The organism is Siminovitchia sp. FSL H7-0308, from assembly GCF_037980985.1.
In the GTDB taxonomy this organism is placed as follows: Bacteria; Bacillota; Bacilli; order Bacillales; family Bacillaceae_C; genus Siminovitchia; species Siminovitchia thermophila.
Map to the genome: position 1 here is coordinate 3221199 of NZ_CP150282.1, position 16800 is coordinate 3237998.

Below are 16800 nucleotides of genomic sequence, written 5' to 3' on the forward strand. Positions count from 1 at the left end.
GAAGCGATAGCGGGGTTCAAGGCTGCTTTTCGGCCTTTAAATGCCCCTCTTTTAAGTGAATGACAGGTCGGGATATCCCCTGATGTAGCTGTAGCTGGATGTGTTACGTTTCACAAAGCTTACCCGTCTTTTGCTGAAGCGTATTACTTCCAATGTTGTCCACCAGTGGACATTCCGGTTTACGCATTGTCTTTCTTTTCTTTGTACAGAGCAAACATTGTTGCGCGGATACTATCCTCACCTGATCCTGAATACCGCAAGTCGTACAAACCCGTTTCCTCATATTTGTATAACTGGTAAATGTTCGTTTCCAACGAAGGCAGTCCAAACCCTATTGTCCGATACCCACAACAAAAAGCCGGAAAGATTGTCAGAGGCCGACATTGTTGGATCCTTAGATTCGTAATACGATAATTTATGAGACAAAACGGTGGGGTGGTGGTCCTCTGAAAGCGATCACATAAGCTGTTTCTTATTTATTCATCATCAGTAAAAACAACATAACCTCTGAAAAAACAGGAAATTGGCCGCGATAAAATCACCGATTGCGGGATTTTTATCACTCCATTTCTGTCGATGAGACAGGACATTTGGGAGAGTCTATTCGATTCATAATACGAAAATCGACTTTGACGATCAACAAAGAAAACTCAAATCAAATGCTGAGGACATGGTTCGACCTTCTAAAAAAAGTGAAAATCGCCATGCAGCAAATCCCATAATAGGAAAAACAAGATCGGGAACGCTCATCAACAGATGTTTTGTCAAGGGGACTGTCAAACTGATGATGATAAAAAACAGATTGAACTGAGCTTTCAATCCCCAAGTCCGCGAGCTTCTGAAAGACCCCGTTAAGCACATTTCAACTGGCATGTACATGCTGTATGACATGGGGAGAAAACACCGCTTGCGCTTGTTGAACCAAGCTGCACAGTGAAAGTATACGTCCCTTATCGTCTTTTGGGTAAGAATAGACATTCTCCCTGCTTTAAAAGGAATCATAAGAAGTAAGATGAAAAAGGAGCTGTGACAAAATGATTGAATACAAACATGAACCATTCACGGATTTTTCAAAAGAGGAAAACAAGAAAGCGTTTCAAGCGGGAATGGAGCTTGTAGAAAGCTATCTTGGCCAGGATTATCCATTAATCATCGGCGGTGAACGGATCGAAACGGAAGAAAAAATCACTTCGGTTAACCCCGCGAACAAAGTGGAAGTTGTCGGCCGCGTATCCAAAGCGAACCGGGAATTGGCGGAGCGCGCCATGAACAGTGCGCTGGAAGCCTTTGAGTCGTGGAAAAAAGTAAAGCCGGAAGTCAGGGCAGACGTTCTTTTTAAAGCCGCGGCCATTGTCCGCCGCCGGAAGCATGAATTTTCCGCCTTGCTTGTGAAAGAAGCCGGAAAGCCGTGGAAAGAAGCCGATGCCGATACGGCAGAAGGCATTGATTTCTTGGAATACTACGGCCGGCAAATGCTGGAGCTCAAAGACGGCAAAAAAGTGCAAAGCCGTCCGGGGGAATATAACCGCTATGATTATATCCCGCTTGGCGTCGGCGTCGTTATTTCTCCGTGGAACTTTGCGTTTGCGATTATGGCGGGGACAACCGTTGCTGCCGTCGTGAGCGGAAATACGGTTCTTTTGAAACCGGCTTCCACAACACCTGTTGTTGCTGCCAAATTTGTGGAAGTGCTGGAAGAAGCAGGCTTGCCAAAAGGCGTTGTCAACTACATTCCGGGAAGCGGCGCGGAAGTCGGCGACTATCTCGTCGACCATCCGAAAACACGCTTTATCAGCTTTACAGGCTCAAGAGAAGTCGGAACGCGAATTTATGAGCGCGCGGCTATCGTGAACGAAGGACAAATCTGGTTGAAACGTGTTATCGCCGAGATGGGTGGAAAAGACACGATCGTGGTCGATAAAGAAGCGGACCTTGAACTGGCTGCTCAATCCATCGTCCAATCGGCATTCGGCTTTTCCGGACAGAAGTGTTCTGCTTGCTCCCGAGCCGCCATCGTCGAAGACGTATATGACCAAGTGCTCGAACGGGCAGTGGCGCTTACGAAAGAATTGACAGTCGGCGACCCGATGAATCCGGACAATTTCATGGGGCCGGTGAACGACCAAAACGCATTTGATAAAATCATGAAATACATTGAGATCGGGAAAACAGAAGGCGAATTAATGGCTGGCGGTGAAGGAGACGACTCGAAAGGATATTTCATCCAACCGACGATTTTTGCGGGGCTTGATCCGAAAGCGCGCCTCATGCAAGAAGAAATCTTCGGACCGGTCGTGGCTTTTGCCAAAGCGAAAGACTTCAATCATGCTCTGGAAATCGCCAATAATACGGAATATGGCTTGACAGGAGCCGTTATTTCCAACAACCGCGCGCACTTGGAGCAGGCGCGGGAAGATTTCCATGTGGGCAACTTGTACTTCAACCGCGGCTGTACGGGAGCCATTGTCGGTTACCAGCCTTTTGGCGGTTTCAACATGTCGGGAACCGACTCCAAAGCGGGTGGCCCGGATTACTTGTTGCTTCACATGCAGGCGAAAACAACGTCTGAAATGCTGTAGTCGTCCATATATCATTACTCACTTTTTAAAAAGAAAAATGGATAGCCCCCCAAGTTGGGGGGTTTTTAATATGAACACACTCACTTGGTTTATCGCCTTGACTGCCTTTTTTTGCGCTTCTTTAATGCAATCTCAAAAACTTCCTTTTTTTCCTCTGAAACATGTCCCAAAGAAAAGGTCCTCGTTATATCTGAGCAATAGCCGTTTAAAATACACCATATCAAAGAGGATGAGCTCCCCTTCTGTCAGCACTTTATTGGTAGAAATTATTCAGGGAAGGGCGGCATCCAATCCTGACATGATAAATGGTTCAAATGAAACGTTTTTCACACCATTTTTATTCATGCTACAATTGGCGTATCCTGATGCTTCCCGTTCTATCACTCCGGTATTTTCGCTTATATAATGCTTGGTTTCATCCATTGTCAAACTGGCGCTTGCAGCTCCAATCCATAAAATCCTTTTTTTACCTTTCTACTTGTGTTTCTGTAATGTATCGTTTAGAGAGGATTCCACTCTTTTATAATAAAGCGTGTATCCAAACCAATATAAGACATAAATAAGTGTAAAGCCAATAATCGTAAGTACAATTGCTTTCCAATTGAAAGGAACCCAATGAAGAGAAAGCGCCCATATAAAGAAGACAGTTATAGATAAACTATAATGCACCACGGTTTTCTTTAGTGGGCTCCAAGCTTCCAGCTCAAAAATAAAGGAGGCAAGCCCGTAGTAAATACCAATGAAAAAACTTGCTAGCATATAAAGCCAAATCTGCGATACAGGGAGATTTATATTGAACACCATAAGAAACGTTAATGCGATGAATGTTACAATTGACCCAAAAGCGACTCCGTACATGGATCGGTGAATCATTTTAGATATCATTAGCGGGTCCTCCTGACGTCAGTTTTTCCTTTACGCTTGCCACATATTTTCTTGTAATATATTCTTTATTTCCTGAGGAAAAATAAACACAGAGATTTCCATTAAATGATAATTCAAATCGTTGAATACGATTTACATTACCGATTACAGATTTGGAAAAACGAGTAAAACAACTGTTTCCAAGCAAATTCTCTACTTCAAATAACTTCATTTTAACTTCCAATCGCCGCCCATTTTCCAGTGCTGCGTAAACTTTTCTTTTTTCCGCATAGATGTAATCGATCGTTTCCGGATCTAAGACAATCGTTTGATCCTCCTCCACACCAAATAACCGTTTTGGTTTTTCCTTTTTAATGAAACTAACGAGTTGCTCCAGCTCATCCGTCCACTCATTCGTTTGAATCGTAATGGAAGTATTTTCATATAGATCGTCGATATCGATTTTTACTTTCATTATACTCCCCCCATTCATGAACTCATTAATGCTTGGCACGTCTTAAAAAGCTTGGGTAGGCAAAGAAGGCAATGATGAAGCCAACCGCACCGAATACGAGCAAAATGAGACTGGCGATCAAAAAATCAGTGTAAGTCAATGTGCCGGTCATCGTTTCTTGAAACGCATTATGCGCCCAATACTGCGGCGTTAGCTTTCCAACTTTTTGGAAGAGTGCCGGCATCGCCTCCATTGGCATCCAAAGCCCGCCTAATAACGCACCACCTAAAGTAATGACTTGTGTAATCGCGACTCCCATATTGCTAGTACGGATGAATAAAGATAAAGCTAACCCGAGTCCGGTAATGCAAAATGTCAGAATAAGTGCTAACATACCGAGCAATAAAGGTTGTTCAATTGGAAAATTATAAACTATTTTTCCAAAGGCAAGCAACACAATCATTTGAATAAATACAATCACTACATACGGTAACCATTTTCCGAAAAGATAAGCGTACGGAGAAAGGGGAGTACTCGCAAGGCGCGCCACCATTCCTTTATCACGGTCTTCAATAAACGAAAAGCCCATCGAGATCATAATGAAAAAGACGAACATGACGGTGTATCCGGGTACGATCGAGATAATCACATACTCTTTATCGGCTCCTTCTGTCCCGGCGGTAAAGATTGAAATAAATAAAACGGTAAAAATGATTGGCAAAAGAAATGTCCAAAAATAGAGTCCTTTATCTTGCGCGTTTTTTATCATTTCCATTTGAAAAATGGCTTTCATGGTGATTCCCTCCCATCAGTTTTAAGCACGAAGCTCCGTTCCAGTCAGTTTGAAAAATATATCTTCTAATGTAGGATGGGTAAGTTCAAGTTGCTTTAACACCACCTTTTTCTCCCTGCATACACGCAACACTTCCTCCATTGTCAGCATAGGATTGGCCGTTGTGATCTTGTATCCATTTTTATATGGTGCCACATCACCGGAAACTTGGATATCCTCAAGCAGCTTTGCACGATGATGACATGTAAAAAATATGGCGGGGACGGCATATTTTTCAATCAATTTTTCAATTGTGTCATGTTGTATTAATGTTCCTTTATCAATAAATGCGACTTCATCACAAATCTTATTTACTTCCTCTATATAATGACTAGAGTAGATAATGGTGCGATTTTCATTTTTCATTTGCTGAATCATGTCTAAAATATACCGTCTTGATTGTGGATCAATCCCCACTGTCGGCTCATCCATAATAATGAATTGCGGCTCATTCATTAGGGCGCACCCAATATTTAAGCGGCGTTTCATACCACCTGAAAAAGTTTTCACTTTATCTTTTTTTCTCGCGCTCAAACCGATATAATGCAGTACTTTCTCCGCCTGTTGTTGCAACGCTTTTCCCCGTAATTGATACATCCTGCCAAAGAAATACAAATTTTGTAAGGCAGAGACATTTTCTTCTAAACAAATATCTTGGGGAACGTATCCGATTGTTCGCTTCTGATCAGTATTGGCCGCGCTCGTAAATGTGACTTTTCCTTCATAATCTTGAACAATGTGGACAATGATTTTCAAAAGAGTCGACTTCCCTGCACCATTAGGTCCCACTAAACCCAAACAAGTCCCCTTGTTCAGATTGAGGGAAATCTTATGTAAAGCTTTTATTTTCCCGTAATATTTACTCACATTGTTTATCTTTAACATCATGGCCACCACCTTAAATAGATGTTTTTATCATAAAATACAAGAGGGGAAAACAGGTGGAATACTGCATAACATCACTCTTTTTTCGCACAAGATGCCAGCATTCATGTTTCACCATAAAAAAAGCTCCAAGAAACAGGGATTACTAGTTTCATAGCGCTTTTCCAAAGTATAATGTTAAGTCATAAACCCCTATTTCGTTCTCTTGAAAGAAAACAGGGGGTGTCTAAAAAGCCCCTAAAATAAATCGGTCGTAGAAAAACGAAACATTTTTACGACTGATTTTGCATTTGTAGGGTTTCCTCCTGAAAGTAGTCGGTGGATGCCCGCCACTTTCAAGAGGTTGTGGGCAAGGGCCACGATCCCGAATTCCAAGCGGACCTTTTCAAGTCCCCGCAGAGAAAATCGGCGGAACCTCTTTCAAGTTTATATGGTGTGATAAAAATTGAAAGTATAGTTGATTGACTTCATTAAGTGTATCAATTTCTTGATGTTGTTTTTTCATTTTAAGTTGAAAATCAATTCGATTATTTCGGCATAAGTGACTGTAGGAAATACTTGGAAAACAGGAAAATGAAAGCGTGGCAACTTCCAAAGTCTCATGAAAAATTGCTTGTTTTTCATGGATATTGCCGGGGTGAAAAACGAGACAAGCAGCCTTTCCTTTTATAAGTTGCTGGAACAGGGATAGCTGAAGCTCTTTCGTATGAAAGTTTTGGATCGTAGTAAGCGCTAATTCATTACCTTTCACCCAAGAACCGAACTCTTTCACTTCTATGACAGATACTTTCTGAATCATTCTGTCACGCTTCGGAGGAACTAGTACTTTTTGGAAAATAGAGGTAAAGTGAACGATTTCTTTAACACTTACCCCATGCTTTATCATGTTTTGTTGTTCCTTCTGAAAATCTTGAGCGCCAACAACTTTATACGTATGTTCAATGAAACCTCCCCCTTACTATCCTGTTCACTGTACTAAATACCATTTTACTAAAAACGTAATTCAGTAACCTATGAAAGCACTCCTCCATGTAGTGGCTTTAGGCTGACAAAACCTCCTTTCCAGCGAGAAAATTTGACATAACGGTTAATAATTTGTAATGTCTCACTCCAAACGGCCCGAAAAATTTGCTATAATTCGATTGGAGCATTTCTGATTTAAACCTCCCCCCGTATTTTTTTAAGGTTTGATTCATAAGAGCTGCGCTCATAGCTGTTCATGCCATCAAATGATCCATTTACGTGCTCTTATCTTATTTTTTCGTCGTAGATGATACACCAGATTTCTATGATCTTGGTTCGACAATAAGATGGCAGCTTCCACCATACTCCTTAATTGAACCTTATTTTATTATTAATCAAGTTGGTATGGGCCCAAAAAACAGAACAAGGAGAGATAAAAACATGTCAGATGAAGCCTTAAAGTTATTGACGATAGTGATTTATATGTTGTTAATGCTGTTCATTGGGTGGGTAGCCTACCGAAGAACAAAGGATCTAACGGATTATATGCTTGGCGGTCGTTCGCTTGGACCAGCAGTAACAGCACTTAGCGCGGGTGCTTCAGATATGAGCGGATGGCTGCTAATGGGATTGCCCGGTGCTATCTATGCAAGCGGTTTAACAAGTATCTGGATGGCCGTCGGGCTGACGATTGGCGCCTATTTGAACTGGATATTTGTAGCTCCCCGGCTCCGCACATATACACAAGCCAGCAATGATTCTATTACCATTCCTTCTTTCTTGGAGAACCGTTTGAAGGACCATACGAAACTGTTGCGAATCGTATCCGCACTTGTCATTTTAATATTTTTTACTTTTTATGTTTCGTCCGGTCTTGTCGCCGGAGCGGTTTTCTTTGAAAGCTCTTTCGGGTTTGGCTACCAGCAAGGACTGCTGATTATTGCGGGTGTAGTCGTCGCCTACACACTGTTCGGAGGTTTTCTCGCCGTAAGCTGGACTGATTTTGCCCAAGGATTGATCATGCTTACCGCCCTACTCATTGTTCCTGCACTGGCTGTGACCCAAACGGGCGGTCCGGCAGAAACAGTGAGTATCATTAAGTCAATTGATCCCACCCTGTTAACCTTTTTCAAGGATACGACATTTATCGGAATCATTTCATTACTCGCATGGGGGCTTGGATATGTGGGGCAACCCCATATTATCGTTCGTTTTATGGCGATCAACTCGGTAAAAGAAACGAAAGTCGCCCGCCGCATCGGGATGGGCTGGATGATTCTTTCCCTCATCGGCGCTGTATTAACGGCTCTGATTGGAATTGCCTACTTCCATACAACCAATAAGACGTTGCATGATAAGGAGGCTGTCTTTATTGAGCTTGGACAAATTCTTTTCCACCCGCTGTTTGCCGGATTTATACTGGCGGCCATTCTGGCGGCGATTATGAGTACGGTCTCTTCACAGCTAATCGTTACATCGAGCGCATTGACAGAGGACTTGTACAAATTATTATTCCGCCGGGCCGCAAGCGACAAGGAACTTGTATCATTCGGCCGTTTGGCTGTATTAGCCGTAGCAATAGTCGCTTACATTTTGAGTTCCAACAAAACGGAAACGATATTAAACCTGGTTTCCCATGCTTGGGCGGGTTTTGGCGCCTCGTTTGGACCGATTATCGTCTTAAGCTTGTATTGGAGGAAACTGACGAACTGGGGAGCAATTGCCGGAATGGTGTCCGGTGCGATCACAGTCCTTGTTTGGCAATGGACGGGGTCGGAATTGTATGAAATTGTGCCCGGTTTTTTAATCAACCTATTAGTGGCCGTTATTGTCAGCCTGGCCACATATAAGCGCAACGAAGAAATCGAAAAAGAATTTGATGAAAGTCTTCGTTTGCTGAAAGAGTAAATTTTTTTCTGTCGGGGAAGCGATTCCCCGGCTTTTTCATGCATTCGGGAAAATATGATAAAATAGCGATAGCTGGATTTTCTTGAGATAGAGGGGATTGGAATGGAGCGCATGTTGGAAAAAGTCATGATGATGACAAATATAGAAGAGATTACGGAGGCGATCAGCAGCTATTTAAAAAAACCGGTCGTTATCGAAGACGACCAATTTTCCTTACTGGCTTACAGCTCTTTCTATATTGAGCAATTTGATGAAGCAAATAAGCAAACGATCTTTTCCAAACGCTGGCCAATCTCCATCTTGGAAATGTTTATGGACAAAGGCATTGTGACACAGTTAAAAACAAGCCCCAAGCCATTTCGGGTAAAGCAAATCAAGGAAATAGGCTTGAACCAGCGCATTGTCGCAAGTATGAGGTATAAGGACCACATTCTCGGCTATATATGGATACAGGAAACCGGCAAACCGTTGACGGAGGCTGAACTTGACTTTATTGATGAAGTTTCCCATCATGTCGGAAAAATCCTGTATCAAAAAAAACAATTGAAACTAAAAAAAGATCAAGAGAAAAATGATTTTTATAAAAAAATCATGGAAGACGAATTTCAAACCGAAGCTCAAGTCAAGTGGGAGGCCGCCAATGTCAACCTCCCCATCCCGGATTCTTACATTATTTGCGTATTTACCGTGGGACAGACGAGCGAAGATGTTTTTGGGGAGCTACTGGAAAAATCCGGGCTTTTTTCAAATGCCCTGAAACTACCTACCCACCTTTTTATCGACCAATTAAAAATTATCGTCATGATTGGCAGCAACCTGTCACACCGTGGGGAGCTCGTTGATGGCGCCAATGAATTGACAACCACCGTCCTGAGCCAGTTCAACGGCCAGCGAATATACGCGGGAATCAGCACGGAGCGTTCCTCCATCCTTCACTTGAAAAAAAGCTACATGGAAGCAATGGAAGTGATCAAAACAGCGAAGTTTGTCGGGCTGGACTCCCTTCCATCCTTTGAATATAAAAAACTTGGCTTGTTCCGTTACCTGGAATCAATTTCCCAATACCAGAAAAAAATGAATTACGTAAACGAAGATCTGCTGAAACTACAGCAAAAAGACAAAGAAGACCACACGAGCCTGCTCCATACGCTTGAAGTCTACTTGTCGCAAAATTGCCGCTTAAAGCCTACGGCGGAAAGGCTATTTATCCACATAAACACGCTCAAATACCGTTTGAACCAAATTATCGAATTAACGTCCATCTCATTCGACAACTTTCAGACGAACTGTCAATTATATATAGATTTGCAGATGTTAAAAATTAATGAGTGAGAATCTACGGAAGGTTGTCCAAAAAAATGGGATGGTACATGTTATCTCAACACTTTCACATAAAAAAAGCCATCGTCCAAAAGCCAAAAATCGACGATGGCCTCCCTACTTCGTTCATGCACAACTACGTTCCGACTTTCGGGTCTCCTCGTTTGACGGGCACGCTCCACCTTGAACTGTACCCAATTGTTGGAAAAGTTGAACAATGAATGAAGGCTCCCTGTCAAAATAAATAGCGGTTTTAAGCGGCATTCGTCCCGTAGTTTCAAAGGGCTAATGTCGTTTAACGCTCCCCGTAACGAATGTGATTGTAACATTCTATATATTGTTCAACCTCAATACTCAATTCTTCAAAAGTTGAATACTGCTGTAGATAATATTGTTTTACATTTGAATATTCCCTATAACATCATTATATCTTCCTCCACGCTCTGTATATTATTTCATCAACCTTTCTTTTAAAGCCATATGATGTAACATTTTTTTCGCTTTGTATTGGTCAGCTTTTTAGAAAAAGCCAGTCATGCCCACTTCATGTGAATAACGAACTTGTAATGCGATGTACATCGTATTACAATATTAAGTATATTGATTCTGAGAGAGGTGAAAGAAATGGATAAGGAAATGATGAAAGGCAGTATAGATTTATTGCTCCTATCTTTGATTGCACAACGTGATTTATATGGGTACGAGATCATCAAAACGTTAAAGCAATTAAGTGAGAAAGCTTATGAAATGAGTGAAGGCACTCTTTATCCCGCACTGAGACGACTAGAACGGAAACAGTGGGTAACTTCTTATTGGAGTGAAACGCAAGTTGGAAGGCGTAAATATTATAGCATTACCGATTTGGGTAAAAAGGAGCTTGAGGTTAAGAAGGAAAATTGGAATTTCATTCACAACCTCGTGAAAAAGAGTTCGGAGGGATTAGGTGAAATCTAATTTCAAATGCTATGTTGAAAAAATACTACAGCAAACCGAGTGCAGAAATGAAGAAAAAGAAGACATAAGAGAAGAACTTCTCATTCATCTGGAACTTTCAAAAGAGGAACTGTTAAGAGAAGGGATGAATGAGAAAGAGGCTGAATTGGAAGCGATAGAACGTTTTGGATCAGAGGTAGAGATAGGATATCAATTGCAACAGTCCATTTTTCCATACCGTAAAGAACTGATGCTGACATTATCTGTGACTTCCTTCGTTTTTTCTATCAGTGTCTACCTGCTTTCATTGTCTGTTGAGGGGGAAGCACATGTTGGCTGGTTAGTTCTATCTATGTTTGTTCATTCATTGATCTTGCTTATCTCTTTAAATCAAGTTGCTCAATTTAACCGTAGACGCTGGATGAATAGCATACTCGTTACTCATATTATTACCTATTTATACGGGTATACAATTGTATCTTCTATTGATCATCCAGCTTTTTTGCCGTTCGCAATTCTTAGTTGGATGAACATTCTTTTAGCACTCTTTTTGGTTTATCGAACAACCATTTATGAGCTTGACTTACAAAGTGAAATGGTAAAAGAGGCAAAATGGCTGCACCTTATTAATCTCGTTTTAGGTGTCATTGTCACTAGTGTCATATTATTTAACCTATGGATTGGAATGTGGTTGTTTGGCGGTTATCATCCATTCATGCTGCTACTAACGATTCCTTTTATATTGTGGATTTTATTATATTTTCTGCAGATGCGATTACTGAAAAAACACAAAAGAAGTGCTTTTGTTATTGCGATAATTTCAATTTTAATGAATGCTTTCATACTCATTTATATTTATTTCCCGTTTTAACAGACTAAGGAGGTTTACTATGAAGAGAAGGAAATGGCTTTGGATTTTCGTCACCATCGTTATCATTCTCACACTTGCCCTTATTGTCATCGGCTTGTTGTTTGGTAAAGATGAAAAAGAAAAACAAAATGGATTGTCGGGCGACTTTGATATTTCTAAACAAGGAACAATTGCTTATGTCCATTACTTACAGGGTAAACCAGAAATTCACTTGTACAATCCTGAACAGTCACTGAAAATGAAAGCATTAGAACTAGAAAATGATCAAATTATTGTAGACCCCAGCTTTTCAAATGACGGTTCCACTCTGGTCTACATAGCTGCGAACAAAGATTCAGATGAAAAGTTGGCAAGCACCGTTTATCAATATGATCTTGAAAAAAAGGAAGTAAAGGAGCTGTTTTCTGTCCAATCAGCTATTACTGAAATCGAATTTTCACCGACAGGAACATCATTGTTTTATTTGCAAGCAGAAGTATTCAAGAACTATTCACCGATTGCAAGTAAACGTCCGCATGATTTTGACTTGCATGAGTACAGATTTGCGGATAAAAAACAAATGAAACATACAAACCTTAAGAAATACTCAATGGAATCCCTTACAATTGCACAAGATGGTAAGTCTGTATTTGTACAAATGCCGGATGATGAAGACGTAAATACTGCTGAAGGCAGCTTTGAATCGTTCCAGCGGATCTTCCAGATTCCTCTAGACCAACCGACAAACTTAAAAGTTGTCAGCAACCCTGAACGAAAAAACGATATCTATGACTTTACAGTAGTTCCGAATAAAAACGAATTCATCTTTCAATCGGTTAGTAATCCGGACACAGGAGAAACCTTTCAATATGAGTTATACACATACAATGCAGAGACAAAAGAAGAAAAGCAACTAACCAATTTAAAAGAATATACTGAAGGACCTGAAATTGCTCCTGGGAACAAAATTTACTTTATGGTTGATAAGCGTTTTGGTCAAAGAAATAGCGATTATCATCTTTATCAGATGAATTTGGATGGAACGAACATTACGGAGATTCCGCTTCCGAATGATAAATAGAATCCGGACTTGATGAATGGCTTTGCATAGTCAAATTCCGACTTCTGCCAAACCGCTCAGTATTATGGATAGTCCATTTAACTTTCCTGATTTAGCCTGATTAATGAAAAGCTAACTTATTCGTTCAATAGTGCAAAAGGTAAAGATGAATAATGTAGCAAGGTTGGAGGAGAAAGTGCTATGAAGACGAAGATTATTATTATAGATGACGAGAAACCGATAGCTGATATATTGCAGTTCCGCTTCCAGAGGGAAGGGTTTTCTGTACAATGTGCTTATACGGGCCAAGAAGCGCTTAAACTTGTTGAGGATATGCGGCCGGATATCGTTCTGCTTGATGTCATGCTTCCAGATTGCGATGGGATGGAAGTGTGCTATGAGATTCGTAAAAAATACAAAATGCCTATTATTATGCTAACAGCCAGTAGTTCGGAAAAAGATAGAAAACGCAGTTTTGAACTTGGGGTGGATGATTATGTGGCGAAGCCCTTCTACACAAAAGAGCTGGTTGCTTTAGTAAAAGCAAGGCTGTCCAGCCTTTAACCCTACATGAGTTTGTGGATTGAAATCGTCCGTTTGACAGGATTTTCGATCTCCCGCAACGTTGCGTCGCACTCTATAATCCAAGGGAATAAGGCTGATTAATCGCTTACCTTTCTATCTTAGGGGGAACATGTCACAATTGAGGCGCAGTTCACCGCCTTTCAAGGCCGCTCTTCGGTTTCCCGCACGGAACAGATATGATCACCAGGCTTGGTCACCGTTCTCCGGGTTTCCCCCGCTCGACGGGCGCGATATCCCCATTCGGATGATTGCTTTTTAGTTTTCCTTCGCGGAAGAGGTGCGATACTGCCATGCGGGTCACCGGGCTTGTGAACGCTCTTCGGTTTCCCGCACGGGACAGATATGATCACCGGGCTTGGTCACCGTTCTTCGGGTTTCCCCCGCTCGATGGGCGCGATATTTCCATTCGGATGATTGCTTTTTTGGTTTCCCTCGTGGAAGAGGTGCGATACTGCCATGCGGGTCACCGGGCTTGTGAACGCTCTTCGGTTTCCCGCACGGGACAGATATGATCACCGGGCTTGGTCACCGTTCTTCGGGTTTCCCCCGCTCGATGGGCGCGATATTTCCATTCGGATGATTGCTTTTTTGGTTTCCCTCGTGGAAGAGGTGCGATACTGCCATGCGGGTCACCGGGCTTGTGAACGCTCTTCGGTTTCCCGCACGGGAGAGGTACGATATTTCCATTCGGTTTTCCCTTGCGAGACGGGTACGATTAAAAGGGGCTTATTTTTCAAACCCTTATCTAACGAAACATAGGGGGGATACAATGTCTTTATATCAGTTAATCCGAGCGAATTCCAACTTTCGATTGACTTGGTTTGCCATGTTTGTTTCAAGACTTGGAGACGGATTGTATTCGGTGGCCATAATCTGGATGACATATCAGGTAGATAGATCGGCATTGTCGCTGGGGATTGTGCTAGGAGCCTTTACTTTTTCAACTTTCGTGTTTGGAATCTTTGCTGGTGTTGTAGCGGATCGAATGAACCGCAGAACCCTTATCATAAGCTCTAGTGTGCTATGTGGAGTCACTGTGCTGGTTATCCCTCTGACCTTTTATTTTGGGATGCTCCATTTACCTTTGTTGGTCTTTTTATCTTTTGTTTTCGGGGCTTTGACCCAGTTCTTTGAACCCGTGGTTAGAGCATCCGTGTCGAATCTCGTGTCCAAAACAGAACTTACCCAAGGAAATGCGGCATTAGGAACTACAGAGAGTATAGGATATTTGGTTGGACCTACTCTAGGTGGAATCCTGATTACGTTTTTTAATGTGGAGATGGTTCTTGTTTTAAATGGAATATCGTTTCTACTAGCCGCATTATTGATCTCAAAAGTGAACGTTCCATTAAATAATATGCCCGAAGCCATATCCCCGACGAAATGGACTCATGACTTAAAAGAAGGATTGCAATTTATTAAAGAAAATCAATTTGTTACACGTTTATTTCAAATATCCATCTTATCCACCATTGCGTATTCTCCTTTTTTTGTCAATCTTCCTATTTTCCTTGATGAAGGATTAAAGTTGTCCTCAAAAGAACAAGCTACCTTTCTAGGAATCCTTTATTCAATTTTGTCGTTAGGCCAACTCATAGGGTTTTGGCTTATTGGATATGTACCAGATCGCATCCGAGTGAATTTAACCATCGGATATCTCTTACAAGCAATTGGTTTTGGATTGCTTTTCGTTTTAAGTCATCCAGTAGCGATTATGCTTTCAGTAACCGTGGCCGGTATCTCCTTTGGTTTGGTGAGTGCCCCCTTTTACAGTGCGATTCAACGCGAGGTCCCGGGACGTTTGCATGGAAGAGTATTCGGGGTGCAATCTACATTCAATGGGCTTCTATTACCAGCAGGACGAACCATAACCGGGGGCGCTCTAGAATTTGTTAACGCTCGATCGATATTTCTTTTTATGGGAGTCTTGTATTTTTTAAATGCTTTCCTTGCAAATCTACTATCAAAAGAGAAATGAAGCGGCATATACAAAAATATGCAAGAATGATGACTCTTCGGCTTCACCAGCCCGTTTTTGTTAAAAATAATCTGGAATATTCTTGCGCTGAAGAGAAGATATTTACAATAAAAATGATTGAGTACACGCATATCGGCATGACGAGCATGGAATAAAAATAAGGGAGAATCAACTCCCTTTGTACTGACCGGGTGCAAGCGTAGGGAGGTTTTAAATGGTAATGAATCAGGACCGATTGGCGCACTCACTTTAAGAAAGACTTTGGTTGCCATTTCTATAAAAAATTGCTATGCTGCTATGGATTTTGAGCCATTCTTCTCTATCCGTCACATTGCGTTGTAAAATAGGATATTTTCTTAATACCGCTTTCATTGTCTGTTGAGGGAGAAGCACATGTTGGCTGGTTATAGTTCTATCCACTTTGTTTCTCAAGCCGCAAAACGCTCCCCTGATCCGCTAACACCTTTTTCCAATAGTATCAAGATTGAAAGAAATACTTTCGTTCATTCGATAGCCAAGCATTTACATGGGCACTTCTGTCCCATATCCTAGTTCCACGGCTTTTTTATAGGCGGCAGCGGCAACGGCGAGATCAAAATAAGCAGTCCCGACAGATTTGAAAAAGGTGATTTCTTCTTCTTTCTCTCTTCCTGTAATCTGGCCTGCAGCAAGTTGATCGAGTTCACCATGCAGCAACGAAAAATCCCATTTGCCTTCCTTTTCAGGAATGAGAAAATCCCCCGCCTCTTCTTTTGCCCCAGCGATCGTATCGACGATAATTTTACTGCATCTTTGCAAGGTGACTTCATCTACTTCCTGCATATGCGGAAGATAAGAACCCACACCGTTAATATGCGTGCCCGGCCGCAATGCGTCTCCGGAAAAAACAGGCGTTTCAGCGCGTGTGCTGCAAATGACAATATCCGCCTTTTCAACTGCCGCATTCGCTTCGCCCGCGATTCTTATTTCTCCAGTGTAATTTGGCGAAAGCTTGGAAATACGTTTGGCAAATTGCTCTGCCCGTTCTGTCGTACGATTAAAAAGCCATATTTGTTCAATTGGGCGAACTTCCAAGACAGCCTGCAACTGTTCTTCCGCCATGCGCCCGCATCCGATCACCGCAACAACCCGGGCATTTTCTCTCGCCAGCTTTTTCGTGGCTACACCGCTTGCCGCCCCCGTCCGGAGTCGTGTTAAATACGATGCTTCCAAACAGGCGACATGATCCCCTTCATTTGTATCACTGAGCAAAATGACACCTTGTGTCGTATTTTTTCCCACCGAAGGATTATCCGGAAAAATCGTGACCACTTTTACAGCGGAGATCCCAATTGGTTCAACCGCACTCGGCATTATTAAAGTAGACGCATTCTTTTCGGGATATTGAATCACCGTCCGGACCGGATTTTCCACTGCGCCTTTGACATGTAATTGAAGCGCATTTTCAATATCCGCAATCGCCTCTTTCATCGTATAAATGGACCGAATCTCTTTTTCTGATAAAACCAACATGATAAAACTCCTCTCTTGTTCAAAATCGCGTGAGCGACTCTTTCAATGGTAACACGTTGCGGGGACCATTCAGCCAT

Annotated in this window: 14 protein-coding genes and 1 pseudogene; 8 read left to right on the forward strand and 7 right to left on the reverse strand. The window is 41.9% G+C overall.

Features of this window, described 5'->3' with window-relative positions; translation table 11 throughout:
* Positions 1–1034: 1034 nt before the first annotated feature.
* Positions 1035–2579: an L-glutamate gamma-semialdehyde dehydrogenase gene (gene pruA, locus MHB50_RS15235; RefSeq protein WP_340084115.1), complete on the forward strand. Its 1545-nt coding sequence runs from the start codon at positions 1035–1037 to the stop codon at positions 2577–2579.
* Positions 2580–3053: 474 nt separating this feature from the next.
* Here the strand turns inward: pruA and MHB50_RS15240 are convergent, their stop codons facing one another.
* The 5 genes from MHB50_RS15240 to MHB50_RS15260 all read right to left on the reverse strand — a co-directional run bounded on the left by MHB50_RS15240 (position 3054) and on the right by MHB50_RS15260 (position 6500).
* Positions 3054–3464 (reverse strand): DUF3021 domain-containing protein, encoded by a 411-nt coding sequence (locus tag MHB50_RS15240; protein ID WP_340084116.1) that lies wholly within the window; start codon positions 3462–3464, stop codon positions 3054–3056.
* Positions 3454–3918, reverse strand: a complete 465-nt coding sequence (locus MHB50_RS15245) for a LytTR family transcriptional regulator DNA-binding domain-containing protein (RefSeq protein WP_340084117.1) — start codon at positions 3916–3918, stop codon at positions 3454–3456. The genes MHB50_RS15240 and MHB50_RS15245 overlap by 11 nt, the downstream gene beginning before the upstream one ends.
* A 25-nt stretch (positions 3919–3943) precedes the next feature.
* Positions 3944–4690, reverse strand: a complete 747-nt coding sequence (locus MHB50_RS15250) for an ABC transporter permease (RefSeq protein WP_339164619.1) — start codon at positions 4688–4690, stop codon at positions 3944–3946.
* Between the two features lie 21 nt (positions 4691–4711).
* Positions 4712–5617 (reverse strand): ABC transporter ATP-binding protein, encoded by a 906-nt coding sequence (locus MHB50_RS15255; RefSeq protein ID WP_340084119.1) that lies wholly within the window; start codon positions 5615–5617, stop codon positions 4712–4714.
* Between the two features lie 382 nt (positions 5618–5999).
* Complete coding sequence (locus MHB50_RS15260; RefSeq protein WP_339164623.1) at positions 6000–6500, reverse strand: PucR family transcriptional regulator ligand-binding domain-containing protein; 501 nt, start codon at positions 6498–6500, stop codon at positions 6000–6002.
* 518 nt (positions 6501–7018) lie between these two features.
* Here MHB50_RS15260 and putP point away from each other — a divergent pair.
* The 7 genes and pseudogenes from putP (at position 7019) to MHB50_RS15295 (ending at position 15211) form a co-directional block, all read left to right on the forward strand.
* A complete protein-coding gene (putP, locus tag MHB50_RS15265) occupies positions 7019–8485 on the forward strand; it encodes a sodium/proline symporter PutP (RefSeq protein ID WP_339164625.1) in 1467 nt (488 codons plus the stop codon).
* A 102-nt stretch (positions 8486–8587) separates the two neighbouring features.
* Positions 8588–9817, forward strand: a complete 1230-nt coding sequence (locus tag MHB50_RS15270; protein WP_340084120.1) for a helix-turn-helix domain-containing protein — start codon at positions 8588–8590, stop codon at positions 9815–9817.
* A gap of 612 nt (positions 9818–10429) precedes the next feature.
* A complete protein-coding gene (locus tag MHB50_RS15275; RefSeq protein ID WP_077113548.1) occupies positions 10430–10759 on the forward strand; it encodes a PadR family transcriptional regulator in 330 nt (109 codons plus the stop codon).
* On the forward strand, positions 10749–11609 hold the full coding sequence (locus tag MHB50_RS15280) for a permease prefix domain 1-containing protein (RefSeq protein WP_077113549.1): 861 nt from the start codon (positions 10749–10751) through the stop codon (positions 11607–11609). Before MHB50_RS15275 ends, MHB50_RS15280 begins: the two co-directional genes overlap by 11 nt.
* Positions 11610–11628: 19 nt before the next feature.
* Positions 11629–12669, forward strand: coding sequence for a DUF5711 family protein (locus MHB50_RS15285; RefSeq protein ID WP_077113550.1), 1041 nt, complete (start codon positions 11629–11631; stop codon positions 12667–12669).
* A 180-nt stretch (positions 12670–12849) separates the two neighbouring features.
* Positions 12850–13200 (forward strand): annotated as a pseudogene (locus MHB50_RS15290) (response regulator); the annotation flags it as partial.
* Between the two features lie 802 nt (positions 13201–14002).
* Positions 14003–15211, forward strand: coding sequence for an MFS transporter (locus MHB50_RS15295; protein WP_340084122.1), 1209 nt, complete (start codon positions 14003–14005; stop codon positions 15209–15211).
* Between the two features lie 249 nt (positions 15212–15460).
* On the opposite strand, the gene MHB50_RS15300 is transcribed toward MHB50_RS15295, so the two are convergent.
* Both MHB50_RS15300 and MHB50_RS15305 read right to left on the reverse strand, forming a co-directional pair.
* Complete coding sequence (locus tag MHB50_RS15300) at positions 15461–15643, reverse strand: hypothetical protein (RefSeq protein WP_340084123.1); 183 nt, start codon at positions 15641–15643, stop codon at positions 15461–15463.
* 90 nt (positions 15644–15733) lie between these two features.
* Positions 15734–16723, reverse strand: coding sequence for an NAD(P)-binding domain-containing protein (locus tag MHB50_RS15305; protein ID WP_340084125.1), 990 nt, complete (start codon positions 16721–16723; stop codon positions 15734–15736).
* Positions 16724–16800: the final 77 nt, after the last annotated feature.

What these genes read in the sequence shown, in the direction of transcription:
- pruA (WP_340084115.1), top strand. Translation starts at nt 1,035, where the DNA reads ATGATTGAATACAAACATGAACCATTCACGGATTTTTCAAAAGAGGAA.
- MHB50_RS15240 (WP_340084116.1), bottom strand. Translation starts at nt 3,464, where the DNA reads ATGATATCTAAAATGATTCACCGATCCATGTACGGAGTCGCTTTTGGG.
- MHB50_RS15245 (WP_340084117.1), bottom strand. Translation starts at nt 3,918, where the DNA reads ATGAAAGTAAAAATCGATATCGACGATCTATATGAAAATACTTCCATT.
- MHB50_RS15250 (WP_339164619.1), bottom strand. Translation starts at nt 4,690, where the DNA reads ATGAAAGCCATTTTTCAAATGGAAATGATAAAAAACGCGCAAGATAAA.
- MHB50_RS15255 (WP_340084119.1), bottom strand. Translation starts at nt 5,617, where the DNA reads ATGATGTTAAAGATAAACAATGTGAGTAAATATTACGGGAAAATAAAA.
- MHB50_RS15260 (WP_339164623.1), bottom strand. Translation starts at nt 6,500, where the DNA reads ATGATAAAGCATGGGGTAAGTGTTAAAGAAATCGTTCACTTTACCTCT.
- putP (WP_339164625.1), top strand. Translation starts at nt 7,019, where the DNA reads ATGTCAGATGAAGCCTTAAAGTTATTGACGATAGTGATTTATATGTTG.
- MHB50_RS15270 (WP_340084120.1), top strand. Translation starts at nt 8,588, where the DNA reads ATGGAGCGCATGTTGGAAAAAGTCATGATGATGACAAATATAGAAGAG.
- MHB50_RS15275 (WP_077113548.1), top strand. Translation starts at nt 10,430, where the DNA reads ATGGATAAGGAAATGATGAAAGGCAGTATAGATTTATTGCTCCTATCT.
- MHB50_RS15285 (WP_077113550.1), top strand. Translation starts at nt 11,629, where the DNA reads ATGAAGAGAAGGAAATGGCTTTGGATTTTCGTCACCATCGTTATCATT.
- MHB50_RS15295 (WP_340084122.1), top strand. Translation starts at nt 14,003, where the DNA reads ATGTCTTTATATCAGTTAATCCGAGCGAATTCCAACTTTCGATTGACT.
- MHB50_RS15305 (WP_340084125.1), bottom strand. Translation starts at nt 16,723, where the DNA reads ATGTTGGTTTTATCAGAAAAAGAGATTCGGTCCATTTATACGATGAAA.